At 63.4% G+C, this 24,876-nt stretch carries 33 protein-coding genes and 1 pseudogene; 17 read left to right on the top strand and 17 right to left on the bottom strand.

Features of this window, described 5'->3' with window-relative positions; translation table 11 throughout:
* Window positions 1-44: 44 nt before the first annotated feature.
* Window positions 45-611: a TetR/AcrR family transcriptional regulator gene (locus CK230_RS03775; protein WP_095815881.1), complete on the bottom strand. Its 567-nt coding sequence runs from the start codon at window positions 609-611 to the stop codon at window positions 45-47.
* Window positions 612-709: 98 nt separating this feature from the next.
* Between CK230_RS03775 and CK230_RS03770 the strand changes: the two genes are divergently transcribed.
* Both CK230_RS03770 and CK230_RS03765 read left to right on the top strand, forming a co-directional pair.
* Window positions 710-1,525 carry an oxidoreductase gene (locus CK230_RS03770; RefSeq protein ID WP_095816399.1) on the top strand — a complete coding sequence of 272 codons (816 nt, stop codon included), beginning with the start codon at window positions 710-712 and terminating at the stop codon, window positions 1,523-1,525.
* 78 nt (window positions 1,526-1,603) lie between these two features.
* A complete protein-coding gene (locus tag CK230_RS03765; RefSeq protein WP_095816398.1) occupies window positions 1,604-2,602 on the top strand; it encodes an NADP-dependent oxidoreductase in 999 nt (332 codons plus the stop codon).
* A gap of 41 nt (window positions 2,603-2,643) precedes the next feature.
* Here the strand turns inward: CK230_RS03765 and CK230_RS03760 are convergent, their stop codons facing one another.
* From CK230_RS03760 to CK230_RS03735, 6 genes are all read right to left on the bottom strand, one after another.
* Window positions 2,644-3,642, bottom strand: a complete 999-nt coding sequence (locus CK230_RS03760) for a L,D-transpeptidase (protein WP_095815880.1) — start codon at window positions 3,640-3,642, stop codon at window positions 2,644-2,646.
* A 159-nt stretch (window positions 3,643-3,801) separates the two neighbouring features.
* The gene (locus CK230_RS03755; protein WP_095815879.1) at window positions 3,802-4,086 is read right to left on the bottom strand and encodes a DUF982 domain-containing protein; all 285 of its coding nucleotides are present in this window, start codon (window positions 4,084-4,086) and stop codon (window positions 3,802-3,804) included.
* A gap of 26 nt (window positions 4,087-4,112) precedes the next feature.
* Window positions 4,113-4,415, bottom strand: a complete 303-nt coding sequence (locus tag CK230_RS03750) for a DUF982 domain-containing protein (RefSeq protein ID WP_095815878.1) — start codon at window positions 4,413-4,415, stop codon at window positions 4,113-4,115.
* Window positions 4,416-4,604: 189 nt separating this feature from the next.
* Window positions 4,605-4,832, bottom strand: a complete 228-nt coding sequence (locus tag CK230_RS03745; RefSeq protein WP_095815877.1) for a hypothetical protein — start codon at window positions 4,830-4,832, stop codon at window positions 4,605-4,607.
* Between the two features lie 147 nt (window positions 4,833-4,979).
* Window positions 4,980-5,468 carry a hypothetical protein gene (locus CK230_RS32985; RefSeq protein WP_176480000.1) on the bottom strand — a complete coding sequence of 163 codons (489 nt, stop codon included), beginning with the start codon at window positions 5,466-5,468 and terminating at the stop codon, window positions 4,980-4,982.
* Window positions 5,469-5,636: 168 nt separating this feature from the next.
* Window positions 5,637-6,977 (bottom strand): phospholipase D-like domain-containing protein, encoded by a 1,341-nt coding sequence (locus CK230_RS03735; protein WP_176479999.1) that lies wholly within the window; start codon window positions 6,975-6,977, stop codon window positions 5,637-5,639.
* Between the two features lie 189 nt (window positions 6,978-7,166).
* Here CK230_RS03735 and CK230_RS03730 point away from each other — a divergent pair, with 189 nt between their 5' ends.
* A complete protein-coding gene (locus tag CK230_RS03730) occupies window positions 7,167-7,370 on the top strand; it encodes a DUF768 domain-containing protein (protein WP_095815876.1) in 204 nt (67 codons plus the stop codon).
* Between the two features lie 65 nt (window positions 7,371-7,435).
* The gene (locus CK230_RS03725) at window positions 7,436-7,786 is read left to right on the top strand and encodes a hypothetical protein (protein ID WP_245429811.1); all 351 of its coding nucleotides are present in this window, start codon (window positions 7,436-7,438) and stop codon (window positions 7,784-7,786) included.
* Window positions 7,787-7,831: 45 nt separating this feature from the next.
* Here CK230_RS03725 and CK230_RS03720 read toward each other — a convergent pair whose 3' ends face one another.
* From CK230_RS03720 to CK230_RS03710, 3 genes are all read right to left on the bottom strand, one after another.
* Entirely contained in the window at window positions 7,832-8,032 is a 201-nt protein-coding gene (locus tag CK230_RS03720) for a hypothetical protein (protein ID WP_141245982.1), read from the bottom strand.
* Between the two features lie 229 nt (window positions 8,033-8,261).
* Window positions 8,262-8,555, bottom strand: coding sequence for a GYD domain-containing protein (locus CK230_RS03715; RefSeq protein ID WP_095815874.1), 294 nt, complete (start codon window positions 8,553-8,555; stop codon window positions 8,262-8,264).
* Window positions 8,556-8,758: 203 nt separating this feature from the next.
* Window positions 8,759-9,646: a transcriptional regulator GcvA gene (locus CK230_RS03710; protein WP_095815873.1), complete on the bottom strand. Its 888-nt coding sequence runs from the start codon at window positions 9,644-9,646 to the stop codon at window positions 8,759-8,761.
* Between the two features lie 131 nt (window positions 9,647-9,777).
* Between CK230_RS03710 and CK230_RS03705 the strand changes: the two genes are divergently transcribed.
* From CK230_RS03705 to CK230_RS03695, 3 genes are all read left to right on the top strand, one after another.
* Window positions 9,778-10,263 (top strand): VOC family protein, encoded by a 486-nt coding sequence (locus CK230_RS03705; RefSeq protein ID WP_095816395.1) that lies wholly within the window; start codon window positions 9,778-9,780, stop codon window positions 10,261-10,263.
* 36 nt (window positions 10,264-10,299) lie between these two features.
* Window positions 10,300-11,031: an SDR family oxidoreductase gene (locus tag CK230_RS03700; RefSeq protein ID WP_095815872.1), complete on the top strand. Its 732-nt coding sequence runs from the start codon at window positions 10,300-10,302 to the stop codon at window positions 11,029-11,031.
* A gap of 160 nt (window positions 11,032-11,191) precedes the next feature.
* On the top strand, window positions 11,192-11,524 hold the full coding sequence (locus CK230_RS03695) for a hypothetical protein (protein WP_141245981.1): 333 nt from the start codon (window positions 11,192-11,194) through the stop codon (window positions 11,522-11,524).
* A gap of 160 nt (window positions 11,525-11,684) precedes the next feature.
* Here the strand turns inward: CK230_RS03695 and CK230_RS03690 are convergent, their stop codons facing one another.
* The gene (locus tag CK230_RS03690) at window positions 11,685-12,206 is read right to left on the bottom strand and encodes a hypothetical protein (protein WP_141245980.1); all 522 of its coding nucleotides are present in this window, start codon (window positions 12,204-12,206) and stop codon (window positions 11,685-11,687) included.
* A 79-nt stretch (window positions 12,207-12,285) separates the two neighbouring features.
* Between CK230_RS03690 and CK230_RS03685 the strand changes: the two genes are divergently transcribed.
* Both CK230_RS03685 and CK230_RS03680 read left to right on the top strand, forming a co-directional pair.
* Window positions 12,286-12,810, top strand: coding sequence for a cupin (locus CK230_RS03685; RefSeq protein WP_095815869.1), 525 nt, complete (start codon window positions 12,286-12,288; stop codon window positions 12,808-12,810).
* Between the two features lie 7 nt (window positions 12,811-12,817).
* Complete coding sequence (locus tag CK230_RS03680) at window positions 12,818-13,429, top strand: dihydrofolate reductase family protein (RefSeq protein WP_095815868.1); 612 nt, start codon at window positions 12,818-12,820, stop codon at window positions 13,427-13,429.
* A gap of 16 nt (window positions 13,430-13,445) precedes the next feature.
* On the opposite strand, the gene CK230_RS03675 is transcribed toward CK230_RS03680, so the two are convergent.
* Window positions 13,446-13,805, bottom strand: coding sequence for a hypothetical protein (locus CK230_RS03675; RefSeq protein ID WP_095815867.1), 360 nt, complete (start codon window positions 13,803-13,805; stop codon window positions 13,446-13,448).
* A 198-nt stretch (window positions 13,806-14,003) separates the two neighbouring features.
* Between CK230_RS03675 and CK230_RS03670 the strand changes: the two genes are divergently transcribed.
* Entirely contained in the window at window positions 14,004-14,318 is a 315-nt protein-coding gene (locus CK230_RS03670) for an EthD family reductase (protein WP_095815866.1), read from the top strand.
* 91 nt (window positions 14,319-14,409) lie between these two features.
* Here the strand turns inward: CK230_RS03670 and CK230_RS03665 are convergent, their stop codons facing one another.
* The 5 genes from CK230_RS03665 to CK230_RS03645 form a co-directional block, all read right to left on the bottom strand.
* Window positions 14,410-14,709, bottom strand: coding sequence for a DUF2934 domain-containing protein (locus tag CK230_RS03665; protein WP_176479998.1), 300 nt, complete (start codon window positions 14,707-14,709; stop codon window positions 14,410-14,412).
* A gap of 85 nt (window positions 14,710-14,794) precedes the next feature.
* On the bottom strand, window positions 14,795-15,346 hold the full coding sequence (locus CK230_RS03660; RefSeq protein WP_095815864.1) for a DNA-3-methyladenine glycosylase: 552 nt from the start codon (window positions 15,344-15,346) through the stop codon (window positions 14,795-14,797).
* 147 nt (window positions 15,347-15,493) lie between these two features.
* Window positions 15,494-15,925, bottom strand: coding sequence for a type II toxin-antitoxin system VapC family toxin (locus CK230_RS03655; RefSeq protein WP_095815863.1), 432 nt, complete (start codon window positions 15,923-15,925; stop codon window positions 15,494-15,496).
* A gap of 3 nt (window positions 15,926-15,928) precedes the next feature.
* Window positions 15,929-16,138, bottom strand: coding sequence for a hypothetical protein (locus CK230_RS03650; RefSeq protein ID WP_095815862.1), 210 nt, complete (start codon window positions 16,136-16,138; stop codon window positions 15,929-15,931).
* A 76-nt stretch (window positions 16,139-16,214) separates the two neighbouring features.
* A complete protein-coding gene (locus CK230_RS03645; protein WP_095815861.1) occupies window positions 16,215-17,363 on the bottom strand; it encodes an amidohydrolase in 1,149 nt (382 codons plus the stop codon).
* A gap of 221 nt (window positions 17,364-17,584) precedes the next feature.
* Here CK230_RS03645 and CK230_RS03640 point away from each other — a divergent pair, with 221 nt between their 5' ends.
* From CK230_RS03640 to CK230_RS03615, 7 genes and pseudogenes are all read left to right on the top strand, one after another.
* Complete coding sequence (locus tag CK230_RS03640; RefSeq protein ID WP_095815860.1) at window positions 17,585-18,463, top strand: AraC family transcriptional regulator; 879 nt, start codon at window positions 17,585-17,587, stop codon at window positions 18,461-18,463.
* 93 nt (window positions 18,464-18,556) lie between these two features.
* A complete protein-coding gene (locus CK230_RS03635) occupies window positions 18,557-19,438 on the top strand; it encodes an AraC family transcriptional regulator (RefSeq protein ID WP_095815859.1) in 882 nt (293 codons plus the stop codon).
* Between the two features lie 217 nt (window positions 19,439-19,655).
* Complete coding sequence (locus tag CK230_RS03630; protein ID WP_095816394.1) at window positions 19,656-20,375, top strand: alpha/beta hydrolase; 720 nt, start codon at window positions 19,656-19,658, stop codon at window positions 20,373-20,375.
* 45 nt (window positions 20,376-20,420) lie between these two features.
* Window positions 20,421-21,104 (top strand): alpha/beta hydrolase, encoded by a 684-nt coding sequence (locus tag CK230_RS03625; RefSeq protein WP_095815858.1) that lies wholly within the window; start codon window positions 20,421-20,423, stop codon window positions 21,102-21,104.
* 10 nt (window positions 21,105-21,114) lie between these two features.
* Window positions 21,115-21,231, top strand: a pseudogene (locus tag CK230_RS32305) (alpha/beta hydrolase); the annotation flags it as partial.
* Window positions 21,232-21,547: 316 nt separating this feature from the next.
* Window positions 21,548-22,453, top strand: coding sequence for an alpha/beta hydrolase (locus CK230_RS03620; RefSeq protein ID WP_095815857.1), 906 nt, complete (start codon window positions 21,548-21,550; stop codon window positions 22,451-22,453).
* Window positions 22,454-22,606: 153 nt separating this feature from the next.
* A complete protein-coding gene (locus tag CK230_RS03615) occupies window positions 22,607-24,580 on the top strand; it encodes a GGDEF domain-containing phosphodiesterase (RefSeq protein WP_095816393.1) in 1,974 nt (657 codons plus the stop codon).
* Window positions 24,581-24,876 lie beyond the last annotated feature (296 nt).

Below are 24,876 nucleotides of genomic sequence, written 5' to 3'. Positions count from 1 at the left end.
AGTATCCGTTTCGAACTCCTTCGCCGTCTGCAATCGCCGCTCCATCACGGCTGGATCAGCGTCCGCGCGGCGTCTGCTCCTGCCGCGAGTATGCGGTCCGACAATTCTGTCCCGTCCACGGCGCGTGCCAGTTGAAGGGCGCCGATGAGGGTTGCGAAAATGCCCAGCGCTACAGCCTCCGGATTCCCGGTCTGCGGCGGAAGTGCCGCCGACACCTGGCGGACCAATGTCATGAAGCGCTCGGTATAGACTTGGCGTGTTTCAGATGCCTCGCGCGCTATTTCCGGCAGAAGCGCCGCCGATGCGCAGCCTTTGTCGGGATTGTCTCGATGAGGCGCCGACAGATACGCATCTATGGCGGTTGTCAGGCCCCCGGAAGCCAATGCCTCCGCGATCTGGCCTGACTGACCCTCCAGAGCAGTTGCCACGCATTCCCGGACAAGCGCCGCCTTGGATTGAAAATGCGGATAGAAGGCCCCGTTCGTCAGCCCGGCGTCGCTCATGATGCTTGCAAGTCCGGTCGCTGCTATGCCGTCGCCCCGAAAACGATCGGCGGCAACCTCCATGATGCGGCTGCGCGATGCGTCCTTGCGGCCCTTTTCGTAACGCATGATCTCTCCTTCAAGTCGAGTATTGCATTATGATCGTAATGTGATATTATGATCATAATCTATTCAATGGAAAAAGGCTAGACGAGTTGGAGCATCACGTGAACGAACATTCTGGAAAGACCGCCATTGTGACCGGCGCATCATCGGGCATTGGTCGCGCAAGCGCCGAGGCCTTGGCGCGGGCGGGGTTCACCGTTTTCGGAACGAGCCGGCGGGCGATAAGCAACAGTCCCGACCGGGTGACCATGCTGAGCTGCGATGTGACCGACGCCGAGTCCGTCAACGCACTCGTTTCGACCGTGCTCGCAAAGGCCGGCCGGATCGACCTGCTGGTCAACAATGCCGGCATCGGACTGCAGGCCGGCGCGGAGGAGTCGTCGATCGAGCAGGTTCAGGCCCTGTTCGATGTAAACCTGTTTGGGGTCTTGCGGATGACGAATGCAGTGTTGCCGGCGATGCGGCGGCAAGGCGGCGGCCGCATCATCAACATCGGCTCGATCCTGGGGGTAGTCCCCGCGCCGTACTCCGCGCACTATTCAGCCGTCAAGCACGCCGTCGAGGGCTATTCGGAATCGCTCGACCATGAAATTCGTGCCTTCAACATTCGCGTGTCGGTCATCGAACCGGCATTCGTCCGCACCGTGTTCGACCAGAACGGGATCGAGCCGGATTCGGTGATGAGAGAATACGATCAGGCCAGGGCTGGCGTCGACGCGCTCCTGCGAGAGGTGATGCCCAAGGCGGACCCGCCGGAGGTGGTGGCGGAGGTCGTTGTCAAGGTAGCCACCGAAAGGCGCCCGAAGCGGCGCTATACGGCCGGCAAGGCGGCGCGGCAAGTCAGCCTGCTGCGCCGCTACGCGCCGGCCGAACTGTTCGACAAGGCCTTGCGCAAGCAGTTCCGCTTGCCGGTCTGAACAGACCAGGCGTCGCGCCGGATCCAGCACCTATCCGGTCTGCCGGACATCAAGAACCCGTTTCAGAAAGCGAATATGATGAAAGCCTTTGTTGTCGACAAATATGGGAAGAAGGCGGCTCTGCGGCTTGCCGAGGTGCCGGCGCCGGCCCTGCAGGACGAAGATGTCCTGGTCGAAATCCACGCTGCGGGCGTGAATCTTCTCGACGCCAAGATCAGGGACGGGGAGTTCAAACCCTTTCTACGCTACCGCCCACCTTTCGTCCTGGGGCACGACGTTGCCGGGATCGTCGTTCGCGTGGGATCGAAAGTCCGCAAGTTCAAACCCGGCGACGAGATCTATGCCCGGCCACGCGACGGCCGTGTGGGAACATTCGCCGAGTTCATCGCGATCAATGAAGCCGACGTCGCCCTGAAGCCGAAGAATCTCAGCATGGAGGAAGCCGCCTCGATTCCGCTCGTTGCCCTGACCGCCTGGCAGGTGCTCGTCGAAAAGGCCGGTCTGAAGAGAGGCCAGAAGGTCTTTATCCAGGCGGGGTCGGGCGGTGTGGGCACATTCGCCATCCAACTGGCGAAGCATCTCGGCGCGATGATCGCGACAACCGCGGGCGCAAGTACGGCGCTGGTGAAGAGCCTTGGCGCCGATATCGTGGTCGATTACCGGAAAGACGACTTCGAGAAGCTTCTGAAGGGCTATGATGTCGTCATCAACAGCCAGGACGCCAAAACGCTTGAAAAATCGCTGGGTGTCCTGAAACCCGGCGGCAAGCTCATATCGATCTCGGGTCCGCCGGACGCCGAATTCGCCAGGAAGCTGGGCCTGAACATGGTGCTTAATCTGGTCATGCGGGCCTTGAGCCGGGGCATCAGGAAGAAGGCCGAACGCGCCGGCGTCGAATATTCGTTTCTTTTCATGTGGGCGCAGGGCGATCAGCTGAGCAAGATGACGCCTCTGCTCGAATCCGGGACGATTCGCCCCGTGATCGATCGGATATTCCCATTCGAGGAAACGAGCGATGCATTGGCCTTCGTCCAAACGGGGCGTGCGAAAGGCAAGGTCGTTATCAAGGTGAAATAGCGTAGCATCTGATTTCGGTGGGCGGGATCAGCTGCAGGCAATCACTGGGCTTGCCCGTCCTGCGCCGTCTCGTCCTTGAAGTCGACCTTCGTTCCCGGCTTGACCATCGCGGCAAGGTCTTCGGCGTCCCAGTTGGTCATCCGGATGCAGCCATGCGAGAAGGTGGTGCCGATCTTGCCCGGGTCTGGCGTGCCGTGGATGCCGTAGCTCTCGATCGAGAGGTCGATCCACACCGATCCGACGGGATTGTTTGGTCCCTTGGCGATGGTGAAGGGATGCTTGGTCTTCACCCCCTTGAAGGCGAATTTCGGATTGTAGTGATAGGTCGGATTGTGCACCACGCGCCTGACCTCCGCCGCACCGCTCGGCGCCGGCTTTTCCTCACTGCCGATCGAGGCGGGGTAGACGGCGATCGCCTTGCCCGACGCATCGAGCGCGCGCACCTGGCGGGATGCCTTGTCGATCTCGACGCTGGCTAGCTGTGAAGGCGGATCGTTTCGGCCGACATCGGGCACCACCAGGGTCGTGCCAGCCTTGTTGAACCCGGCTTTGGGATTGAGCATTCTCAGCAATTGTTCGCTGATATGGAACCGCTCGGCCAGCTTCTCCCGCGCGTTACGGTAGCCGAGGCGCTTGAGATGCGCCATGCTCTCCATGCGGGTGGGGATGCGCCTTGTGAAGGGGCCGCGCGCATCCTTCGCGGTCGTCTCATAGCTCCTCATCACCGGACCGGCAAAAGTGGACGCGAGCTTGTCCCAGGTTTCCCGCGTGAGCTTGCCGTCGGACGGCAGTCCGTTCGCCGCCTGGAAGGCCGCGACCGCCTTGGTGAAGTTCTGCGACAGACGGCCGTCGATCAGGCCGGGTGAGAAGCGCGCGCGATCCAGAAGCACCTGGGCCTTGAGCAGCATGGGGCTGACGCCTTTGGGTTCGCCCTCGCTGAATTGCGCTTGATTGACGCCATCGGGTTCCAGCCTCGCTGCCTGCGCGACGCCGCACGCAATGCCGAGCGCCACCGCGACGACAACTAGGAACCTGACCATCGACGTCACTCCGGAACCGCGACAATGACTCTGCCTCTATGACGCGGCAGCCTCGATCTGGTTCCTATTCGGGGACAATGTGAAGATCGTCGCGGGTGCTTCGCCACCGGCGATCGCGCCTGAAACGAGTGAGGCGGCGCTGGCCGCCGCCTCATAAAGTCAGGCATGTTTTGGGTGAGCACTTCCCAGGATGGGGGGAATGGCGCCATCCTCGATGAGGATGTCCTTCTTGCGCGCGAAGGCGACGAAAACGCCCCGCGCTGTTTCCGCATCGACATCCCCGGCGAGCGCAGCCCTGCAGGCACGGATGGCCGCCTTCTGCTCGGGGCTGTTGCCGCACCAGTCGATGGCGAATTGATAGGCGTCCACGACGGTGTTCAACTGACGCGGAAATCCAAGTCCTACCCAAACCCGGATTGGTTTTTCGAACGGTTTGGCGAACATCGCAACCTCCTCGATCCGCGGCGCTGCTAGGCGGTCAGCCCGCCGCCCTTGCGGCCTTTGCCGATCATCCAGGGCAGGGTGGTGCTCACGTCTTCATGGATTCGGGCGGATTTCGCGAAACCGCAAAATGCCTCTCTGGCGGCCGTCAGCGGAAAGCCGCTGTCGAAGGCCCTCTGGCAGGCGCGCAGCGCCGTTTCATAGATCGGCCCGCGCCGGTTCTTGGGCCATTCATAGAGGAATTCCAGGGCGTCCTCGAGGCAAGCGATTTCCTGGATGAGGCTGTTTCCGCTCTTGACGAAAACGGGGCTGTCGAACATCCGATCGTTCATAAGATCCTCCAAGTCGAACGAACAATTTGAGTTTGATAGCGGCGGGACCGCGGCGGCCCGCGCCGAATGCGATATGGGTTTATGAGTTTGAACCGTCAAGGACTTGGCGGATGCGCTCAACTCCGATTGCTCAAGCCTGATGTTCTGCGCGCCGATCAGCCGGCATCCGGGCCGCCGTCGGCGGCCTTCTTACCCACTGGAATTGAGCTTTTGGATACGCCCCTTATCCAGCCGGAACACACCGTCCGTGCCGCCTTGCTGCTCGAAGTCGGTTTGAAGCTCATCCCACGTGCCGAGATATTCGCCGCACTCGGCGCAATGGATCGGCGTTGTGGGTTGGGCATCGGCTGGAATGTTCAAACGGATGACGCCGCAAAACGGGCATTCCAATTTGTGGTCCAGATACTGGGTGGTCATCACCGTTGAGCATCGCGCAAACGGCACCCCCGTGCAAGTCGGCGGACTTGGACGAGCCGCTGCCTTCGGCCTGGTCTGCGAAACCGTAAGCCGCGGAGCGCCTTCACGGTCGCGAAGTCCGGGAGAACACGCGCCGCACTCCGCCGTTCACATGCGCCCTGACGTGGACGTTTGAACACGCGCCCTTATGATCCGGGCTTCTCGCAGAAGCGAGGGGCGGTCGCGTCCGACGGCCTTTATCAGCCTCCTGGCTTGCGCATCGGAAATGCCGGTTTTTTGCTTAAGCAGAATGACAAGCTGCTTGTCGTCAATTCGGCCAGGGGAACTGCCTTCGCCGGGTTCAGTCATATCGAAGATCCTCCTCACAACCGAACTGGAAAACCCGTCGAAAGTTTCATCACGGTCTTGCTTTGCCTGGCCGCTCCGCTGCGCGTTATCCGCCAGCGGTCTTCGCGATAGCTCGGCCAGTTCCCGCTCGTCGGTGATCCCCGCCATATAGTTCGCGATGATGCGCAAGGCCCGCCGCTCGCGCTGCTCCGCGGTTTCGTCGGCGCCGGCGCTGACTTCAAGGACGCGGCCAAGAAAGGTCACCTCGTCCGGCAGGAACGCGCCTTTCGACAGTCTCGTAATCGGCATGTCTCCTCCTCCGTCCACCAGCCCAAAGGATGCCCGGACATGCTCGTGACACAACGACCGCCGACCGGGCCTGCCAACCCCAACGTTCAGGCACGACCATCCTGCATGTTTGTTGATGATTTCGCCCTAACCCAGGTGAATCGTAGCGCGAAACTCTTCGCGCCGAACCTAGAGCTGGGTGTGCAGCTTGCTCGCAAGCCAGTCGGTGACTTTCTCGGTCAGCGGGCGCGCCTGCCACTCCGCCAGGCTGATCTGCCGCGACCGTTTCAGGTCCTCGTTGAACAAGTCGATTTGCGTCTGCGCAAAATCCCTGCCGTAGACATTGAGGCTGGCTTCGTCATTCAGGCGCAACGAGCGCTCGTCCAGGTTGGTGGAGCCGAAGCTTGCCCAGACGTCGTCGACGATGAGCAGTTTGGGGTGATACATCGTCGGCTGAAACTCGTAGATACGCACGCCCGCTTCCAGCAATTCTCCCCAGAAGTGGCGCGAGCCTTTTCGCACGATGGGCACGTCGGTCAGCGAATTGGGCACGATGACGTCGACGGCCACGCCTCTCTTCCTGGCGTCGAGTATCTGCTGCAGCGCGATTTCGTCCGGCACGAAATAGGCCATGCCGATGCGTAGATGATCCTTGGCCGCGGCGATGGCAGCCAGCATCATCAGCTCCAGGTCCTCGGAGCCGTTCGGTTGCGATGAAAGGACCAACTGGGTGCTAAGCGCGCCTGCGGGTTCGGGTGGCGGATAGAACTTCTCTCCTTGCAGTGTTTCGCCTACGGTCTCCAGCCAGTTCTCGGCGAAGGCTGCCTGGAACGCGGCTACCGTAGGCCCTTCAATCCGATAATGGGTGTCACGCCACTCGTTCGGATTGCGCGCATCGCCCAGCCAGTTGTCGGCGATGCCGACCCCGCCTGTGAACGCAACCTGCCCGTCCACGATGAGCAGTTTGCGGTGCGTCCGGTTGTTCACCCGGTCCAGCGTGTACCAGTAGACGGGCCGGTAGCGCTGGAACCGCACCCCAGCGCCCGTCATGATGTGAATGAGGTTCTCGTCGAAGGGCAGGCTGCCGAGCCAATCGACCAGCACTCGAACCTCGACGCCTTCGCGGGACTTCTCGGCCAGGGCCGTGGCGAATTGATAACCGACCGAGCCCGACCAATAAATGTAGGTTTCCATGTCGATGCTGGATCGGGCCGCGCCGATCGCTTGCAGCATCGCCGGAAAAATTTCGTCGCCGTTGACGAGGGTCTGCACGGCGTTGCGCTCGAACATCTGACCTTGCGAATAGCTGCTCATGCTTTGCACAAATTGCGGATCCGCCGCGTCGAAACGGTGTGAAACGATCGTGCGAATGACATGGGGCTCCGGGGTCAGGTTAACCGCGGCCAGCGTGACAACGGCGGCGGCGACAGCTACGGCCACATATTTGAGGATGTCGAGCCAATAACCGGCGTTGCGCCCGGCAGCGAGTGTCTTGCTGGCCAGTAGCGCTCTAAAGCCCTCAGCTTTCACGTCTTTCGCCTGCGGTCGGTTTTTCCCAACAGCAAGAATGTTCGACCGTGGTTCAGGTTCCCGGCTGGGCCTGCGCGGGCCCCGACCGCGCTTCGTCCGCCGATCCCAGCCCCGCCGCTCAACCTCGATCGAGCGCTGCATCCTTTGCGACAATCGGCGTTGAAGAAAATCATTCAAGGATGGTCTTGCATGGACATCAAGCTGGAACAGCCCGTAGCCGAAGCCTCGCCGGAGGCCGACATGCTCGTCAATAAAACCGCCCGTTTCGTGGAAGAATGGATCAATGAGCACAAGGCCGAACCTCGGGTCCCGATGCCGACCGAGATTGTCGCCGCCGAATTGGCCGACCAATGTATCGCTGACGCCGAAAGCCAAGGCATAGAGCCTGAATGAGATCAGCGAGGAAGTGGGCGACCTCAAGCAATACATCGCCGAGACCGTGCTGGAGGAGCCACGCGATGGCGGCGGCGATTATCACGGATCGATTGCGCCTACGCCGCCCGGCGCTGGAAACGGAGAGCCGAATGCCGAAATTCCGCTTTGAGTTCCTCGAATCCGCGGCGCGGCCGCCGATCCAACTCGAGATGGAAAATCTCGAAACCGCGAAAGCCGAGGCCAAACGTGCTGCGAAGGAAGCCATGCTCGATGGCATTGCTGCGGGATCGGACCCGACATCCTGGGTGACCAAGATCTACGACGAGGCCGGCTATCTGATGACGACCATCGAATTCCAGGATCTGGTGTCGGAAGCACAGCGACCCGGTGAGACGGACGAGGCCGGTGAGCCTGGTGTGTTGCGCTCAGGTTGAGACCTGGCAACCGGGCCATCGCGATTGCTTCAGGCCGTCACGGGGCTAGTCGTCGCTCTTGTAGGTTCTCGCGGCTTCCTCGATCTTGCGCCAATCGTTGCCGTAGCGCCGCACAAGTTCCCGTGCCTGCGCAGGTGACAGACCCTGCGTCTCGACGACGTGCTTCACTTCCGTCTCTTCGCCCTTCAGCGGACGCGAGCGCGACCGCTTGCTGTGTCTGGCCGTCTCTCCATTTCGTCTCGGCATGGATGTCGGTATCAACCGCGGAGCCGAAGGAAGGTTTCCTGAGCCCACGCGTCAGCCAGGCCCGATGCATAGGCCTCGCCGACAGGGGTGAGCCGCACCGACAGCGTCGCGCGCGAAGAGCTGCACACCGAGCTGCTCCGCCATGGGTGAGATGAATTCGTCAGCGGGCCGCGCCGGGCACCGGCCCGGCGCCGGCTTCGATCCGCCAAGTGCGTTGGTAAAGTAACGGTCAGGCCATCTTTGCCAGTATCTTGGCCATATCCGCCGTATCGAACGCCCTCAGGGTCTCGGTTCTGATGTTGCCCATCGATGCGATTGATAGGCTCAGCGCGGTCGCGGCGATGTCGTCCTCCGCTTCGGCAACCGCCACGACATCATGCTTGCCCAGCGTCCACAACAAGGTGTGAATCTTGACCCCGCTTTTGCTGGCCATTGCCTTGAAGGCCTCGGCACGCTTCTGAGTATCCTTGATGGTCCTGATACCCTGGTCGGTGAAATTCGACAGCAATACGTAGTGAGCCATTGGTTTCCTCCCACAAGGGAAACGCGGGGCGCTCACGGCGCGTCCGCCGTTCCCGGAACCACAATAGCACGTGCCCATCCCATGAAGAAGCAATTGCTAATATATCGGCGTACAGGTTGGATTGCCGCAAGAGGCGCGAGCTGAGTGTCATGTCTCGAAGGCAGCACGCGCGCGCAAGGCGGTGTGTAGATGGTTGCTGCTCGTCAGTCCGGCTTGATCTGCTCAAACAGCCAGTCGCGAAATGCTTTCACCTTGCGCTGGCGGATCGCTTCCGGCGGATAGACCAGATAGAAGCTGGAAACCGCCTTCAGCGCGTGGTCGAAGGGCCGCACCAGCCTGCCGGTGGCGAGGTCGGCGGAAACCAGCATGGTGCGTCCAAGCACCACGCCTTCGCCCTGGACGGCGGATTCCACCGCGAAGGTGGCGGAATCGAAGGTGAGGCCGCTGTTCGGATCGACGCCTTCGACGCCGGCGCTGGCCAGCCACGCCGCCCAGTCGATACGGTAGCCGTCGCGGATCAGCGTATGGTGCTTGAGGTCCTCTGGCCGCCTCAGTGGATGCGGACCCTCGAGCAGCGTCGGGCTGCAGACGGGAAACACCTCCTCGCCGGTGAGGAATTCCGACGTCAGGCCGTGATAGTGGCCGCCGCCATAGCGGATGGCGACGTCGATGCCGTCGCCGCGGAAATTGGTCAGCCGGCCGGTGGTCGAGACGCGCACGTCGATGTCGCCATGCGCGCGGTGAAACCGGTAGAGCCGCGGCACCAGCCATTTGCCGGCGAAGCCGTCGGAGGTGCTGACATTCAAAGTCGAGCCGGAATGGCGCGAGGTCGCCGTCTGTGTGGCGAGCGCGAGCTGGTCGAGCGCCTCGCGCACCGCAATCGCATAGGGCTCGCCGACAGGGGTGAGCCGCACCGAGCGCGTCGCGCGCTCGAAGAGCTGCACGCCGAGCTGGTCCTCCAGATGTTTCACCGCCCGGCTGATCGCGCCATGGGTGAGGTTGAGTTCGCCGGCGGCCCTGGAAAAATTCAGGTGCCGGGCGGCGGCCTCGAAGGCCGGCAAGGCGTTGAGCGGCGGCAGTCTGCGGACCATGACGACAAAGCCATTTGTGAAATCTGGTAACAAATCCTTGCCAAACTTTGGTTTGTCCGTCGAGCTTTTTCCAGTCAGAAATCCTCACAGAATTTGTGATCAACACTCACTTCAAAACCTGCGAGGACACCATGGCCACCGTTCATCCCTTCCTCTGGTTCAACCTCGATGCCGAAGCCGCGCGGGATTTCTATCTGTCGGTCTTCAAGAACAGCCGGGCGCTGAACACCATCACCTTCACCGACCATGTCGGCGGCACCAACAAAACCGTGCCGCACGCGATCTTCGACTTCGAGCTCGAAGGGCAACGCTTCACCGCGCTCAACGCCGGCGGGGTGCCGCCCTTCAACGAGCGCATCTCGCTCTACATCGAGACGATGGACCAGGCCGAGACCGATTATTTCTGGAACGCGCTCACCGCCGACGGCGGCTCGGAACAACCCTGCGGCTGGCTGAAGGACAAGTTCGGCGTCTACTGGCAAGTCATCCCCAGCGATGCCTTGCGCCTGATGAACGACCCCGACCGCGAAAAGGCCGATCGGGCACACCAGGCGATGTACTCGATGAGGAAGATCATCCTCGCCGACCTTGAAGCAGCCCACGCCGGCCGCGCCTGAACAAAACATCCCGCAGTTGAAGAACGGAGAAGACCCATGACCACTCTCACGGGAAAGAAGATCATCGTCGTCGGCGGCAGCTCCGGCATTGGTTTCGGCGTCGCGGCCGCTGCACTGGAACACGGTGCGGAAGTCGTGATCGTCGGCCGCTCCGAGGACAACCTGAAGGCCGCAGCGAAGAGGCTCGGCGGGGCAGGGCGCGTGACGCGCATCGCCGCCGACATGGCCAGCGAGGCGGACGTTGCCCGCCTGTTCGATACGGGCGGCGCCTTCGATCATCTGGTGGCGACCGCCGGCACGCCGCCGCCTAATGATCCGATTGGGGAAACCGACATGGATTTCGTGCGCCAGTTCGCTGACGGCAAGCTGGTCGGCGCGGTGATGCTGGCCAAGTATGCGGTGCGCAAATTGAACAAAGGCGGCTCGATGATCTTCACCTCGGGCATCAACAAGGACCGCCCGCCGGTCCCCGGCGGCTCCGTGGTCTCGGCGGTCGCCGGTTCCTTCACCTATTTCGCCCGCGCTCTGGCGCTGGAGCTGGCGCCGACCCGCGTCAACATCGTCTCGCCTGGCTGGGTCGACACTGAGATGTGGGACGAGATCGTCGGCGAGGCCAAGACAGGCTATTTCGAGCAGATGGGCCGTCGCATTCCGGCCGGCAGGATCGCCAGGCCCGCCGACATCGCGCCGGCCTATCTCTATCTGATGCAGAACGCTTTCATGACCGGCGAGACCATCCATATCGACGGCGGCCAGCGGCTGGTGTGATCGGAAAGGGCCGGACCAATCTCTGAGATCCGGCTCCGTCCATCGCTGCCACAAGGGCCAGGCCTCGCGTTCCGGACTTCGCCGGTCGATGGCATTTCCGGCGCAAGGCTATATACATGACGTTCGAATGAGCAGCGCCTCCGCCTCGTCGAGGAATGCCATGCGAAGGGTCGTTGTCACCGCCATCTGCCTTGCCGCCGCGACAGGCGTCGACGCCCATGACTGGTACCAGAACAAGGTCGATCCGGTAACGAACTTCAAATGCTGCGGCGGCACGGATTGCCGCCCGATACCGGAATCCTCGGTGCAGTCCAGGACGGACGGCGGCTATGTCTATCTGCCCGATGGCTTCAACATCCCGCGCGACCGCGTGCAGGAATCGCCCGACGGCCGATACCATATCTGCGAGAACAGATACGTCATCACCAACCAGCCCTATCTGCGCTGCTTCTTCGCGCCGCGGCTCAAGGTCTCGCGGCTGCTTCCGCAGTAACCGCCGGCCGCTCGATTCCCGCACCGTACGTCCTATTCTTGCAGAACCATGCGTCCGCGCGGGCCGCCGCTTCTGGTGCCGCTGCTTTCCGACCCGCCCCCGCGCAAACGGTCGCTTCTCGACTGCACTTGGGGTCTAGCTGCTGTGGCGCTGAATCGTCTCAGTGTTCCGAAATCACGGTCCACAGCTTCCTGGCAAAGCCGCGCTTGTCGAGCGCCCACGAACGCCCGGCAACCACCGCCTTGCCACTGGCGCATTTGTAGAAATAGACGGCGTCGTGGCCTGTAGCGAAGGCCGGCACGACATCGGCATTCGGGTTGGTCTTGCAGAATTCGTCGGCGCCCGGATTGTCGCGCGCGGCATTCATCTTGGCGCAGGGCAGGTTGGCGCCGACGAAGCAGGCCAGCACCTTGCCGTTCATGCAGCGATAGTTGGCCTGCGTCTGTAGTTCCTGCTCCTGCGGCGCGCTCATGGCGTCGGGAAACAGTTTTTTGAACGCCTTGACCGTGCCGTTGTAAAGCTCATGCGAATAGGGGCGGACCGTGTCGTCGTTCTTCACCTGGCGGCAGAAGCTGTAAAGATCCTGCGCCGCGGCAGTCGGCGCCGGCGCGGCGCTGGCGGCAGCGACAAAGGCCGAAAGCAGCGCTGGGGCGAGAAAGCCGATTGTCGAAAACGCGGTCATCGTGACCTCCTCGGTCGACCGGAGCAAAGCGCGCTGCAAACCGTTAGACCCAATAGTGCAGGTTGCAGGAGTGGCAAGGATGGCGCAACAAGTCAAAAAGCAGGAGCCTCTCGCCTTTCGCTTCGCCGATGACGGGCTGGTGCCCAATCATCCGCGCTGGCCCATGCTTGTCTATCCCGGCGCGGTGCCGCTGCCGGACGACGTCGATCCGGCCGCGGTCTTCGAGGATATTTTCGGCGCGAATGGCTGGGGCGACAGCTGGCGCGACGGCATCTACGGCTTCGTCCATTATCACTCGCGCATTCATGAGGTTTTGGGCATCGCGCGCGGCTCCGCCGAGGTGCGCTTCGGCGGCGACAAGGGCAAGGTGATCGAGGTCAAGGCGGGTGACGTGGCGGTCCTGCCGGCCGGCACGGGCCATCAACGCCTGTCCGCCTCCGCGGATCTGCTCGTGATCGGCGCCTATCCGCCCTTCGGCACATACGATCTGTGCCGGAGCCCGGAGCAGCATGCCGAGGCGCTGCGCACGATCCCGGAGGTCCGCCGTCCCGACAAGGACCCGATCCATGGCAGCGACGGGCCGCTGCTGAAAGCATGGAGCTAAGGCTGAAATGGCAAGGATCATCGCCATCGAGCATCTGACGCTGGACGGTGTCTTCCAGGCGCCGGCGCGGGCGGACGAAGACACGCGCAATGGTTTTGCGCATGGCGGCTGGAGCAATCCGGGCAATGATCCGAAGATGCAGGAGGTCATCGGCCGCGCCATGGCCGGTGGCTGGTCGCTGCTCGCCGGCCGGACGACCTATGAGGATCTATACGAAGCCTGGGCTGTCCGCGAGCCGGGCAGTCCGATGACCAGGGCGCTGACCGGCGCGCGGAAATTCGTCGCCTCGCATGACGGCGGCTATGAGCCAGGCTGGGAGAATTCGACGCTGCTTGCCGGCGATGCCGGGGAGGCAGTGCGCAAGCTCAGGCAAAGCCATGACAAGACGCTGGTCATGTTCGGCAGCGGCAAGCTGCTGCGCGCGCTGATGCGACACGGGCTTGTCGACGAGCTGGTGCTGATGGTCCACCCCCTGGTTCTCGGGGATGGCTCGCGCCTTTTCGAGCCGGGACAGGCGCCTGCGGCGCTGAAGCTGTCGGACCAAGTCTCGACCGCGACGGGCGTGGCGATCCTCAGCTACGTATTTGACGGCAACAGAGCGGCGGAGCGGCCGCAGTAGAAACCACGCCGCCGCCCTACGGATAATGCTGCTTTTTCGGCGCGTAGATTGCCGGATCGAAATCCAGTTCCTTCGGCAGCTTCTGGCTCGAGCACTGCAGATGCATCTGGCGCGCGAGCAGCCGCCGCTGCTGCTGCTCATGGTCTTTCACCGCCGCCACCATTCCCATGCTGTAAGGCCCAAGTAGGACGCCAAAACCCCAGCCGGGATGGTCTTTCTCGCGCTGCGCGTAGTCAGCGGCAGCGGCGCGGGCCTGCTGGCATCCCGGCGATGCCCATTTCGGATCCTGCTGCGATAGCGAGGCGCCATAGTTGGCCGGCGAGGACACGCATCCAGCCACACCCGCGCAGAGCGCGGCGATCACCGCATTTCTCATCCTTGAGTCCTCGCTAATTTAGGCCGGAGAGACCACAGAATGCTTCTTCGCACAAGCGAGATGGCGGCAAAAGCCGGATGGAGGCCCGGAAGCCACAATCGCCGTCCTTCTGCGCTTTCCAGAAATTTTCCGAGACCCCGTTCCGTTTTCTCCCGCCGTTTCGTCCTTCGGTCATCCGCAACGAAAAGGAGAGCCGCAATGGCTGGAATGGTCGTCATCTACAAGCAGCCGGACGACGCGCAGGCGTTCGACAAGCACTATTTCGAGACGCACATACCGCTGGCCAAGAAGATACCGGGCTTGAGGAAATACGAGGTCAGCCAAGGGCCGATCACGGTGCTGGCCGGACCGTCCGACGTCTACCTGATCGGGACGCTGCATTTCGACGATCTCGACGCGATGAAAAAGGGCTTCGCCAGCCCGCAGGGAAAAGCGGCCGGCGCGGATCGCCGGCTCTACGCGCCTGATGAGTCAGGCGTGCAGATTTTCCTTTTCGACAGCCGGGAGGTCTAGAACCCGCGGCTGACGCGGGCTGCTCCGTCCGCCGGCTCGCGTCCCGAGAAAGTCTCGTCGACGGCCTGTTCGACATTGAATGTGATCGGCTTCAGCCTTTGCGCCGGCTACGCTTCGTCGGCGCTGGATTATCGGCAGCCGGCCCTTCTGGCCGGTTTTCCATCGCCTTGCGCGCCAGCGCTTCGGCTGCCAGCGGGTCTGGTTGGCCGGCCGGTATCGTCACCGCTCCGGGCATCGCGGCGCCAGGCTGTTCGCCCAGTCCCTTGTCCTCGCGCTCGATTTCCTCGCAAGCCCGATGCCAGTGTTCCTCGTGCTGGCCATCCGCTTCGCCGCTGCGTTGCCAGATTTCATAGGCGCGGCGTTGGATGCGTTCGTATTTGTCATTCGCCATCGTCCGTTCCTCCGATATCTGTCTCGAAACGCGCGCTCGCCGCGAATGATCCATCACGCGGGATCGGAAACGGATATGGCCCCGCTCAGAATTTCCGGCTGAGATAGGCCGACCCGCCAAGCCCGAACCGCCACTCGAATTCCATCGCCTTGGTCAGGCCGATCCGGCGGCCGCTGACGATCGCGGCCGGATCGGTCCGCAATGGGGCGAACTCGAAGGGCGGCGCGGTGAGCGGCAGCCGATTGTGCGAGCCGTCGATGCCCAGCGCCTGGCAGAGCTTGCCGGGCCCGGAGCAGAGCAGCCGCTCGTCGTCCACGCCGCGCCGGCCGCGCATCTCGGCGATACCTGATTGCGGCTGGATCGCGCGGATCAGCACGGCGCTGCCCGGCAGGCATACCGCGTTCAGGCACCAGTGCAGGCCGTAGGAACGATACACATAGGCCGTGCCGGGCGCGCCATACATCGGCGCGTTGCGCGGCGTGCGGCCGCGATAGGCATGCGAGGCTGGATCGTCGGGCCGGTAGGCCTCGGTCTCGACGATGATGCCGCCGACACCGGAGAGCCCAAGCGTGGCGCCGATCAGCGCCCGGGCGACCACGAGCGCGTCGCGGGCGAAGAAGTCCCGATCAGGCGGCATGGCGGCCCGCGCTGGTCAGATAGGCCATGATCATCCTGCCGGCGCGCTGCCGTGATTGCCTTGTTCGTGTTGATGCCGGCTGTGATGATGCTGACACCGGACCTAGTGTGGCTGGCGCAACAACATCCATCGCGCTTCTTGCTGGCTCTAGCAGACAATCACCTCTAGGTAGTTGGGTGAAGCGAGGCCGAGCACGAGTGCGTCGCGCGTGATGATCGGGACCCTTCTCACGCGCGCCGTCGCGATCAGATAACAATCACCTGGGTCCTTGTGGCCGGTATCGGCTATTACAGCAGCTGCCTCGCAGGCAATACGCTGCTTGATGGGGACAATCTTCGCTCCTGTGGCAGCCACCGCCGCCGAGAACCACTTCGACGGGGTTCCCGTGCCGAGATTCGGCGGGTCCTTATGCGCAGGCTTGCGGGAGGCGATCGTCAATTCCCATGCCGTGATCGGTGACACGTAAAGCGTTCCGGAGGATTGGCCATCGGCAATCGCGACAAGGGCTTCTTCGGAAAGCGTGCCGGCCGCCGTCACCAGCCAATAAAGTGTATGGGTGTCGAGCAGGGCGCCTGGCAAACGTCAGTTCTTGACGGTGGGTTTACGGACCTTGTCGGAGTCGTCTTTGAGTGCTTGCTCTGCTATCGGCTTTGTAAGATCCAGGCCTTTCTTCAGCGGCAATTGCGACGCCTTCAAGGAGTCTGCCCCGCGCACCTCCACGAAGCGACCGCTGCGTGAATCACGCACCGCCCATTTGCCTGTTGCTTCCTGTTTGATCTGTGCTTTGGTCATAAGCCAAATATAACGACAAATTGCCCATAATGCGAGCTTTCGATGCGCGGTGGCCGCTCCTTGGCTGCAGTGACGCTCACCCCAGCAGATTTCGCGCCGCGCGCATGAAGATACGCGAGCCGATCGGGATCAGATCGTCGGGGAAATCATAGTCGGGATTGTGCAGCGACGGATGGCGCTCGCCCGCGCCAAGGAAGAACATCGCCGATTTGGCGCTGTGGCCGAAAATGCCGAAATCCTCCGAGGCGCGCATCGGCAGCGCCGCCTCGCTGCGTAAAACGCCTTCCTCGTCGAGCGCGCGGGCGAGATGGGCGACCGCGTCCGGCGCGTTGACGCTGGCGACGAAGATCTCGTGATAGTCGAAGCGCACCGAGAGACCATGCGCGGCGGCGATTTTTGCCGCAAGGGCTTCGGCCGAGGCGACGAGTTCGGCCATGCGCTCGTCGCGCCTTGTGCGCAGCGTCGCCCACACTTCGGCATAGCCCGGCGCGATGCCGAACACGGCTTCGCCCATCGAACAATGAGTGACGGTCACCATGCTGAAATCATCGTCCGCGAAAGTGCCGCGCCCGAGCGCGGGCAGCGCCGGCATCAGCTCGCTCACCGCCGGCATCGGCGAGGTGCCGGTTTCCGGCATCGAGGAATGCGCGGTCTTGCCCTCGAGCACGATGCGCATGCTGCGCGAGGCGCAGTTGACGGTACCGGACTTGAGCCGCACCTCGCCGAACGGCACGCCGGGCAGGTTGTGCAGCGAGAAGGCGAAGTCCGGCGCGATCTCGGCGAAGCGCGGATCGGCGACGACGCCGGCGGCGCCATTGCCGGTTTCCTCGGCTGGCTGGAACATCAGCACGACACGCCCGCGCGCCGGCCGCTCTCGGCCGAACTGGCGGCCAAGCGAGGCCAGGATCGCGCTGTGCCCGTCATGCCCGCACATATGCGACTTGCCCGGCACCTGCGAGGCATGCTCGACGCCCGAAAGCTCCTCGATCGGCAGCGCGTCGAGCTCGGAGCGGAACAGCACGGTCGGCCCGGCCTTGCCGCTGTCATAGACCGCCGCCACGCCGTGCCCGCCGAGCCCCGTCAGCACCTTGTCCGGCCCGGTATCGGCGAGGAAGTTCACCACCTCCCTGGCGGTCTTTTCTTCCTCATTCGAAATCTCGGGCTGCCGGTGCAGCTTGCGGCGCCATTCGGTGAGTTCGATGAGGTCGCGATTTGTCAGGGTCATGGGTTGGCGCTCCGCTTGAATGACTATCTCGGTGAGCCCTGCTGTCTTAGCGCGTCGGCACCTGATGGCAAGCCGTGCGCTCTTGGAACAGAACATCGCCAGGATCGGCCAAGGGTGGCCGCTGCGGCCTGGCGCCGTTGCCGGCGGCAAGCATTTGGTCTACAGATTTGGGCCTTGCTCACCGACAAGTCCACCTGCCAGCGCTTTCAGCGGAGGCGATCATGGCGCTGAATTCGCATAGCGAGCACAAGTATCACGCCAGCAGCCAGCTCAGGACAGCTATCGAGCTTCCCCACCTGCGCGTCGAGCAACGGCTTCTGGAAGCGGGCCACCATACGCCCGGCGTGCGATCGTGCACCGAACTGGCCTTTGTCATCGCCGGCCGTGCTTTTGCGCAGCAGAATACCAACGGCGCCACCGGCCGATATTTCATCCAGCCCGGCATCGCTTGCATTCTGCCCCGGGGTGTCGACGAGACCGAAAGCGCAAACACTTCGCCGCTCGAATGCCTGCACATCTATCTCCCGGACACGTTTATCGCGCAAAGCGCGCTTGCCGACTATGACATCGATCCGGCGAAGGCGGAGTTGTCCTATGTCGGCGGCCTCAGGGACCCGAAGCTCTATCAGATCGCCATGGGATTCAATGATGTGCTTGGACGGCCTTCTGAGCCGACGGATCGGCTGTTCCTGGATGGTATGCAGGCGGCGCTTGCCGGATACCTGCTCGGCGCCTACGCCATCGATCGTTGGCGGCCGCCCGCCCGATTACCGGATTTCGACGCCAAGCGATTCAAGCGCGTGCTCGATTATATCGAAACCTATCTGTCCGGCGAGATCAGACTGGCCGATCTGGCCGCGCAAGCGTGTCTCAGCGAGTTCCACTTCTCTCGGCTGTTCCGCGAGGCGACCGGCCTTTCGCCACATCGTTACGTGACTTTCCGCCGGGTGCAGGAGGCACAAAAACGCTTGCTTGGCCGACCCTCGCTGGTGGAGATCGCCCTCGAAACCGGTTTCGGCTCGCAGGCGAACTTCATTCGGGTTTTTCGCAAGGCGACGGGGCTCACGCCCGGGCAGTATCGGCTGCTGCGCAAGCATTGAGCCGGCCCGCCCGCGTCCGGCAATAGCAAGATTCGCGCATAGCTCCGCAGGAAGCGTAAATACAGCGATCCTTCCCCGCTTTAGAGTCGGAGGATGAAGCTCAGCACGCATAGCGATCGGAAGTATCAAGGCACGACCGACCTGATCGCGTCGCTGCATTTTTCCAGTCTGCGCATCGACCGCCGCCGGCTGAAGCCCGGCCATCACAAGCCCGGCGTGTGCCAGTGCCATGAGCTTGTCTTCGTGCTTGCCGGCAGGACCTACGCACTCCAATCCGCCAACGGCATGACGCATCGGAACTTCATTCGGCCGGGCATATCCTGCGTCTGTCCGGCGGGCACTTTCGAGAAAGCCAGCGGCACCACGTCGCCGCTCGAAAGCCTGCATATCTACCTGCCGCCAGACTTGATCGAAAGAAGTGCCGCGGCCGATTATGATGTCGATCCGGCGAAGGCCGAACTGTCCTACACCGGCGCGTTGGAAGACCCGAAGCTCTATGGGATCGCCATGGCCTTCCGTGAGGCACTCGGTCAGCCAATGGAGCCCGCAGAGCGGCTTTACCTGGACGGCATGCAGGCGGCGCTCGCGGCCTACCTGATCGAAAAATATTCGGTCGACCGGTGGGTGCGCTCGGGAAGGTTGCCTGACCTCGACGGCGATCGCCTCGAACGGGTCATCGACTATATCGAGGCGCATTTCGCGGACGACATCGGTTTGGCCGAGCTCGCGGCGCAAGCAAGCGTCAGCGAATACCACCTTGGACGGCTGTTCCGCGCCACAATCGGCGTGCCGCCGCATCGCTACGTCAATTTCCGCCGCGTGCAGGAGGCGCAGAAATGGCTGGAGAAGAGCCGACTTCCAATGCCCGAGATTGCGTCGATGACGGGTTTCGCGTCGTCGGCGGGTTTCGCACGGGTGTTCCGCAATCTGACGGGCCTGTCACCGCGGGCCTATCGTGCGGTTCGCCATGGTTGAAGCGTCCGATGCGGTCCAACACCGACCCGATCGCCCAAGCCCTCTCGGATGGGTGGGAGCTGATCTGCTGCAAGCACTGGTTCAGCCCGCGTCCCGAACTGATGGAAGACGGCGTCACGATCGGGCGCCTGGAGATACTCGCTCATCGCTGCAGCTTTTTTTCAGGGAGACCAACGTCATGATACGACTGGCTTACGCGTTCCTCGCTGCTCTTCTGATGGCTTGGCCGGCCGGCGCAGTGGCGCAGACGGAGCAGCCGATCTCGATCGTGCTGGTTCACGGCGCTTTCGTCGATGGTTCCGGCTGGAAGCCGGTCTACGACATCCTGACCAAGGACGGATACGAGGTGCTTATCGTGCAGAACCCGACGCGCACGCTGGAAGACGATGTCGCGACCACCGCGCGTGTCATTGCGTCGGCCAAGCACCCGGTCGTCCTGGTGGGGCACTCCTATGGCGGCGCGGTGATCTCCGAAGCGGGTGACGATCCGAAGGTGCGGAGCCTCGTCTACCTGGCGGCCTTCGCGCCGGACAAAGGCGAATCCGTCCTTGAGCTCGCGGAAAAGCCTACCCCAGGCGAGCCGAGCGCCCCGCTGCTGCCGCCGGCGGATGGCTATCTGCTGGTGGACCCGGCAAAATTCCCCACTGCCTTCGCCGCCGACGTAGACCTGTCGACGACGCGGTTCATGGCGGCGGCGCAGATGCCCTGGGGATTGCAGGCCCCGCAGGCGAAGCTCGCCAAGGCGGCCTGGAAGGGCAAGCCCACCTATTACCTGCTGACGACGCAGGACCACATGATCCCGCCGAGCACGCAGCGGATGATGGCGAAGCGGACCGGCGGCAAGCTGGTTGAGATCGGCAGCAGCCACGCCGTGATGCTGTCCCACCCGCAAGACGTGGCCTCCTTCATCGAAAGCGCCGCAAGCGCATCGCGGTAGCCGACAGGATCTGGACGAAGTTCAACACAAAGGAGGTACAAATCCATGGCCATCAACACAATTGTCCTCGTGCACGGCGCTTTTGCCGACGGTTCGTGCTGGGCGAAGGTCATTCCCCTGCTCACCAAGCGCGGACTGAAGGCGATCGCCGTCCAGAATCCACTTAGCGCGCTGGCCGACGACGTGACGGCCGCGCACCGGGTCATCGATATGCAGCAAGGTCCCGTGCTCCTCTGCGGGCACTCCTGGGGCGGCGCCGTGATCACCGAGGCCGGCAACCATCCGAATGTGAAGGGCCTCGTCTATATTGCGGCGGGCGCGCCTGACAGCGGTCAATCGTTCCAGGACTGGTGGAAGGATTATACACCGGCGCCGGGCGCCGCCGAGATCAAGCCGTACGGCCAGGGCTATGTCGCCCTGACCCCAGAAGGAGTGCGCAAGCACTTCGTGCAGGACATCCCGACGGACGAGGCAGACATCGTCTACGCGACGCAGGGTCCGTTGGCGGTGAAATGCTTCGGCGACAAGATCAGCACTGCGGCGTGGCGATCCAGGCCCAGCTGGTACATCGTCGCGACGCAAGACGAGACCATCCCGCCTGCAGTCGAGCGCGATTCCGCGGCCCGGATGGGTGCCGAGACCCTCGAGCTCAAAAGCTCGCATGTGCCGATGCTCTCGCAGCCCGGCGTCGTTGCGGATTTCATCGCCAAGGCGGCTTCAGCTCTTTAGGGTTGAGGAGATGGCCAGCCGCGCCAAGGCGACGACTGTGGAAGTGCCCGGCAGCCACGCCGTCTACGTCTCCAACCCCAAGGCCGTCGCCGACCTCATCGAAAAGGCTGCCGCCGCGACGAAGTGAACCAAGCATAGCCGTCAAGAAAAACCCGGACGCCTTGCGGCGGTCGGGTTTTGCTCTGCCTGGAGGGCTGACGTGAAACCGGCACCGCGCGGCGGACGCCGCCGAAGCCGCGCTGCAGGAATGGACCCGCGAGCGGGTACCGCTCGATTGGGCAAGGGCCGGCGGAGACCTCTTGCGTCATCCGGCAACTCGACGACGGTCCAGGAAACGCGATAGGTTTTCCGTCCGCAATTGCGTAAAAACAAAGAGATCGAGCGGAGTTTTCGCGGGTGGTGAGCTGCTCCACCGCGGTAGCTGACTTCGAACCGGGGAAAAAATGAGCGATGCGGAAGAACAGCTCGATCTGACGGAGATTGGCGCCATCCGCGCCCTGTTGGCGTCGAGGCCGCGTCCGGTGGGCTGGGACGAACGGCGGGCGCGGCTCGACGAGGTCGGCTCGTCATGGCCGGTTGCGGGCGATATACGATGCGAGGCGGTGGTCTTCGACGGCCTCGCCGCGGAGTGGTCCCTGGCGCCCGGAAGCGACGGGGACAAGGTGCTGCTCTTCTTCCACGGTGGCGGTTACTGCTCCGGCTCGATCAAGAGCCATCAACGTATGGTGACCGAGGCCGGCCGGGCAATGGGAATGCGCACGCTGGCGATCGACTATCGACGCGCGCCGGAACATCCATTTCCCGCGCAGCACGAAGACGCGCTCGCGGCATGGCGCTTCCTTGCTCGGCAAGGCGTCGCGCCGGATCGTATCGTGGTCGGTGGAGACAGCGCGGGCGGCAATCTCAGCCTGTCGCTGGTCGGCCGGCTGCGCGCGGCGGGCGAGCGGCTGCCGTACTGTCTTTGGCTGGTCTCGCCGTGGACGGACCTCTCGATGTCCGGCGCAACGCTGGCGACCAAGGACGGTGTCGATCCCATCATTCACCGCGCCTATCTGGAGGAATTGGCGAGCGCCTATGTTCCTCATGACGTTGACCGGCGCGATCCGCTGATCTCGCCGTTGTTTGCCGATCTGAGCGGTTTTCCGCCAATGCTGATCCAGGTCGGCTCGGCCGAGACGCTGCTGTCGGATGCGACGCGGCTCGCCGAGGCCGCCGGCGCGGCCGACGTCAAGGTTCGCCTCGAGATCTGGCCTCACATGATCCACGCGTGGCCGGTCTGGAATGCGCAATTGAATGCCGGTCACCGCGCGCTTGCGAGCGCCGGCAACTTCGTCCGCGACCAACTGTAGCTTCGCCCACGGAACCCGGGACAGCGTCCCGGTTTTCGTGTCGTTGCTCGCCTTCCCGACCGCGGACGCGCGCATTGCTGCGCCGCGGAAATATGCCCTAACCGCCGGAATCCTTAACACGATTTTCATCCCGCTCGCCTAACCAGAATGGCCATGACGACGCATGACGAGCGGCTGGCTGCGGGCCCCTCTTCGGAGGGACGGAGCGAAGCCGTGGAAGCCGGCATCCTGCGCGACCAGCTCGCCGATCTGAGCAAATGCGTCTTCATCTCGATGCCCGTCGGCACGGTGCTGTCGGCGCTGATCCTGGTGGTGCAGCTGATCTCCGGCGGCGGCCTTGGCGCGGTTCTGTGGTTCGTCGCGATCGCCCTGATCAACGGCGCGCGCCTGGTGCTGGCCGTCGCGCAATCAGGCGCGGCCGACGACAGGCCGGAGGCGGTCCGCGCCCGGCTGTCGGTCTATGGCCTGCTGGCGCTCGCCTCGGGCATCGCCTGGTCGTTTTTGGCACTGCTCAGCGACGGATACGCCACGGCTGAGGCGCCGCTCTACCTGATCGTGCTTGCCGGCGCTTCGGCCGGCTCGGTCACCTACGGCACCTCCTACGCGCCGGCCTCGATCAACTTCATTACCTTGCCGCTTCTCATCGCCGCCGGCTGCGTGCTGGCGCATGGCGGCGTCGCAAATTACGTGCTTGCCTTCACCATCGCGATGTTCCTCGCCGGCATGGTCAGGGGCGCGCTGATCGGACAATCCCGCTTCCGCGAGACCGGCCGCCTCAAATACGAGGCGCGCGAGTTCGCCGCCGAGATGGAGCGCAACTCCAGGCGCGACCCGCTCACGGGCCTGCTCAACCGGTACGGGCTGGAGCAGGCGATCGGCGAGCTCGGTCCTTCCGACGGCCCGTTCGTGGCCATGCTGATCGACCTCGACGGCTTCAAATCCGTCAATGACACCTACGGCCACAACATCGGCGACGGCCTGCTGGTCAAGGTGGCGCGCGGGATCGAGGACCGCGCGCCGCAAGGCGCTACGATCGCGCGCATCGGCGGCGACGAGTTCGTGCTGCTTTTTTCCGCCGGCGGATCCTCGCGGCCGGCCGGCGAGCTTGCATCCGCCATCATCGCGGCCATCGCCAATCCGGACCCGGAGCTGAATTCGGTGCGCGTCGGCGCCTCGATCGGCATCTATCAGGCGGAGAAGCCGCGATTGACGGAGATGCTGCTCAAGGCGGACTTCGCGCTCTACGCGGCCAAGCGCGGCGGCAGGAACGAATACTGCCTCTTCGACGCCGGGCTCGACGCCGCGCTGGAGCGCAAGAACCGCATCGAGCGCGACCTGCGTGGGGCTATTGAAAACGGTGCTCTTTCTTCCTGGTTCCAGCCGCTGGTGCGGCTCGACACCAGCGCGGTCGTCGGCTTCGAGGCGCTGCTGCGCTGGTCCCACGAGGTCCACGGCGCCATCTCGCCGCCCGAGATCGTAACCGCCGCGCGCGAAACCGGCCTGCTTTCGCTTTTGACCGAGACGGTGTTCTTGAATTGCTGCGCCATGATCGGCGAGCTGATGCGGCAGGGACGTCCGGATGTTCGCGTCGCGATGAACCTTTCGCCGCGCGAGCTAGAGGCCGGCAATGTCGACGACATGATCCTCGACGGCCTGAAGGCGAAGAACGTGCCGGCCGCGATGCTCGAGATCGAGATCACCGAAGAGGCGCCGGTCGACCGCGACAGGGTTGGTGAAAAGGTCGGGCGCCTGGCGGATGCGGGCATATCGATCGTGCTCGACGATTTCGGCACCGGCTTCTCCACCCTGGTGTCGCTGAAGGACAGCCGCATCCGCAAGATCAAGATCGACAAGGATTTCGTGCGCGACCTTGCGAAATCCGTCGAGGACCAGGCCGTGGTCGAGGCGGTGATCGGCCTTGGCCGTACGCTCGGCATAGAGGTGATGGCCGAGGGCGTCGAGACCGACGCCGATCGCATGATCCTGCGCTCGCTGGGCTGCAAGATCGCGCAAGGCTATCTGTTTTCGGCGGCACTGCCGATGCGCGACGCGCTCGCCTTCGACGCGGCCAGCGCTGAGGTTATTTTCGAGCCGCTTCGCAATCCCCGCAGCGGCACCGCCGCCTGATCGGCCCGCGCAGCATTCTTCGTAGTTCGGCTGACAAGCAGCGGCGAAAGGGCAGGGTTAGCCGACGTGGAGCGCCCGGGCGGCGGGAAGCGCTCCGATGTCGTGCGCAATCGCGTAGGGCGCTCCCCCTCTCCGTCTCGGCTTCGCCGAGCCACCTCTCCCCCGCCTTTGGCGGGGGCGAGGAACCCAGGCTTTTCAAGGCCGCGCCCTTCGCGATTGTGTCCAGCCGATAGATGGGTAACACTTTGAACCGGATACATGGGTTACAGTTTTCCCCCTGAGTTGCTGTCCGCCGC

The sequence above is a fragment of the Mesorhizobium sp. WSM3859 genome, from assembly GCF_002295065.1.
GTDB lineage: Bacteria > Pseudomonadota > Alphaproteobacteria > Rhizobiales > Rhizobiaceae > Mesorhizobium.
This window is presented reverse-complemented; position numbering and strand designations above follow the sequence as displayed.

Excerpts from the sequence above, each read along its gene's own strand:
- CK230_RS03710 (WP_095815873.1), bottom strand. The coding sequence starts at position 9,646 with ATGGTCCGCAGACTGCCGCCGCTCAACGCCTTGCCGGCCTTCGAGGCC.
- CK230_RS03630 (WP_095816394.1), top strand. The coding sequence starts at position 19,656 with ATGGCTTGGCCGGCCGGCGCAGTGGCGCAGACGGAGCAGCCGATCTCG.
- CK230_RS03690 (WP_141245980.1), bottom strand. The coding sequence starts at position 12,206 with ATGACCGCGTTTTCGACAATCGGCTTTCTCGCCCCAGCGCTGCTTTCG.
- CK230_RS03625 (WP_095815858.1), top strand. The coding sequence starts at position 20,421 with ATGGCCATCAACACAATTGTCCTCGTGCACGGCGCTTTTGCCGACGGT.
- CK230_RS03675 (WP_095815867.1), bottom strand. The coding sequence starts at position 13,805 with ATGAGAAATGCGGTGATCGCCGCGCTCTGCGCGGGTGTGGCTGGATGC.
- CK230_RS03640 (WP_095815860.1), top strand. The coding sequence starts at position 17,585 with ATGGCGCTGAATTCGCATAGCGAGCACAAGTATCACGCCAGCAGCCAG.
- CK230_RS03665 (WP_176479998.1), bottom strand. The coding sequence starts at position 14,709 with ATGGCGAATGACAAATACGAACGCATCCAACGCCGCGCCTATGAAATC.
- CK230_RS03670 (WP_095815866.1), top strand. The coding sequence starts at position 14,004 with ATGGCTGGAATGGTCGTCATCTACAAGCAGCCGGACGACGCGCAGGCG.
- CK230_RS03760 (WP_095815880.1), bottom strand. The coding sequence starts at position 3,642 with ATGGTCAGGTTCCTAGTTGTCGTCGCGGTGGCGCTCGGCATTGCGTGC.
- CK230_RS03765 (WP_095816398.1), top strand. The coding sequence starts at position 1,604 with ATGAAAGCCTTTGTTGTCGACAAATATGGGAAGAAGGCGGCTCTGCGG.
- CK230_RS03660 (WP_095815864.1), bottom strand. The coding sequence starts at position 15,346 with ATGCCGCCTGATCGGGACTTCTTCGCCCGCGACGCGCTCGTGGTCGCC.
- CK230_RS03645 (WP_095815861.1), bottom strand. The coding sequence starts at position 17,363 with ATGACCCTGACAAATCGCGACCTCATCGAACTCACCGAATGGCGCCGC.
- CK230_RS03730 (WP_095815876.1), top strand. The coding sequence starts at position 7,167 with ATGGACATCAAGCTGGAACAGCCCGTAGCCGAAGCCTCGCCGGAGGCC.
- CK230_RS03750 (WP_095815878.1), bottom strand. The coding sequence starts at position 4,415 with ATGAACGATCGGATGTTCGACAGCCCCGTTTTCGTCAAGAGCGGAAAC.
- CK230_RS03620 (WP_095815857.1), top strand. The coding sequence starts at position 21,548 with ATGAGCGATGCGGAAGAACAGCTCGATCTGACGGAGATTGGCGCCATC.
- CK230_RS03715 (WP_095815874.1), bottom strand. The coding sequence starts at position 8,555 with ATGGCTCACTACGTATTGCTGTCGAATTTCACCGACCAGGGTATCAGG.
- CK230_RS03755 (WP_095815879.1), bottom strand. The coding sequence starts at position 4,086 with ATGTTCGCCAAACCGTTCGAAAAACCAATCCGGGTTTGGGTAGGACTT.
- CK230_RS03695 (WP_141245981.1), top strand. The coding sequence starts at position 11,192 with ATGCGAAGGGTCGTTGTCACCGCCATCTGCCTTGCCGCCGCGACAGGC.
- CK230_RS03775 (WP_095815881.1), bottom strand. The coding sequence starts at position 611 with ATGCGTTACGAAAAGGGCCGCAAGGACGCATCGCGCAGCCGCATCATG.
- CK230_RS03745 (WP_095815877.1), bottom strand. The coding sequence starts at position 4,832 with ATGACCACCCAGTATCTGGACCACAAATTGGAATGCCCGTTTTGCGGC.
- CK230_RS03635 (WP_095815859.1), top strand. The coding sequence starts at position 18,557 with ATGAAGCTCAGCACGCATAGCGATCGGAAGTATCAAGGCACGACCGAC.
- CK230_RS32985 (WP_176480000.1), bottom strand. The coding sequence starts at position 5,468 with ATGCCGATTACGAGACTGTCGAAAGGCGCGTTCCTGCCGGACGAGGTG.
- CK230_RS03725 (WP_245429811.1), top strand. The coding sequence starts at position 7,436 with ATGGCGGCGGCGATTATCACGGATCGATTGCGCCTACGCCGCCCGGCG.
- CK230_RS03720 (WP_141245982.1), bottom strand. The coding sequence starts at position 8,032 with ATGCCGAGACGAAATGGAGAGACGGCCAGACACAGCAAGCGGTCGCGC.
- CK230_RS03685 (WP_095815869.1), top strand. The coding sequence starts at position 12,286 with ATGGCGCAACAAGTCAAAAAGCAGGAGCCTCTCGCCTTTCGCTTCGCC.
- CK230_RS03680 (WP_095815868.1), top strand. The coding sequence starts at position 12,818 with ATGGCAAGGATCATCGCCATCGAGCATCTGACGCTGGACGGTGTCTTC.
- CK230_RS03650 (WP_095815862.1), bottom strand. The coding sequence starts at position 16,138 with ATGACCAAAGCACAGATCAAACAGGAAGCAACAGGCAAATGGGCGGTG.
- CK230_RS03705 (WP_095816395.1), top strand. The coding sequence starts at position 9,778 with ATGGCCACCGTTCATCCCTTCCTCTGGTTCAACCTCGATGCCGAAGCC.
- CK230_RS03700 (WP_095815872.1), top strand. The coding sequence starts at position 10,300 with ATGACCACTCTCACGGGAAAGAAGATCATCGTCGTCGGCGGCAGCTCC.
- CK230_RS03615 (WP_095816393.1), top strand. The coding sequence starts at position 22,607 with ATGACGACGCATGACGAGCGGCTGGCTGCGGGCCCCTCTTCGGAGGGA.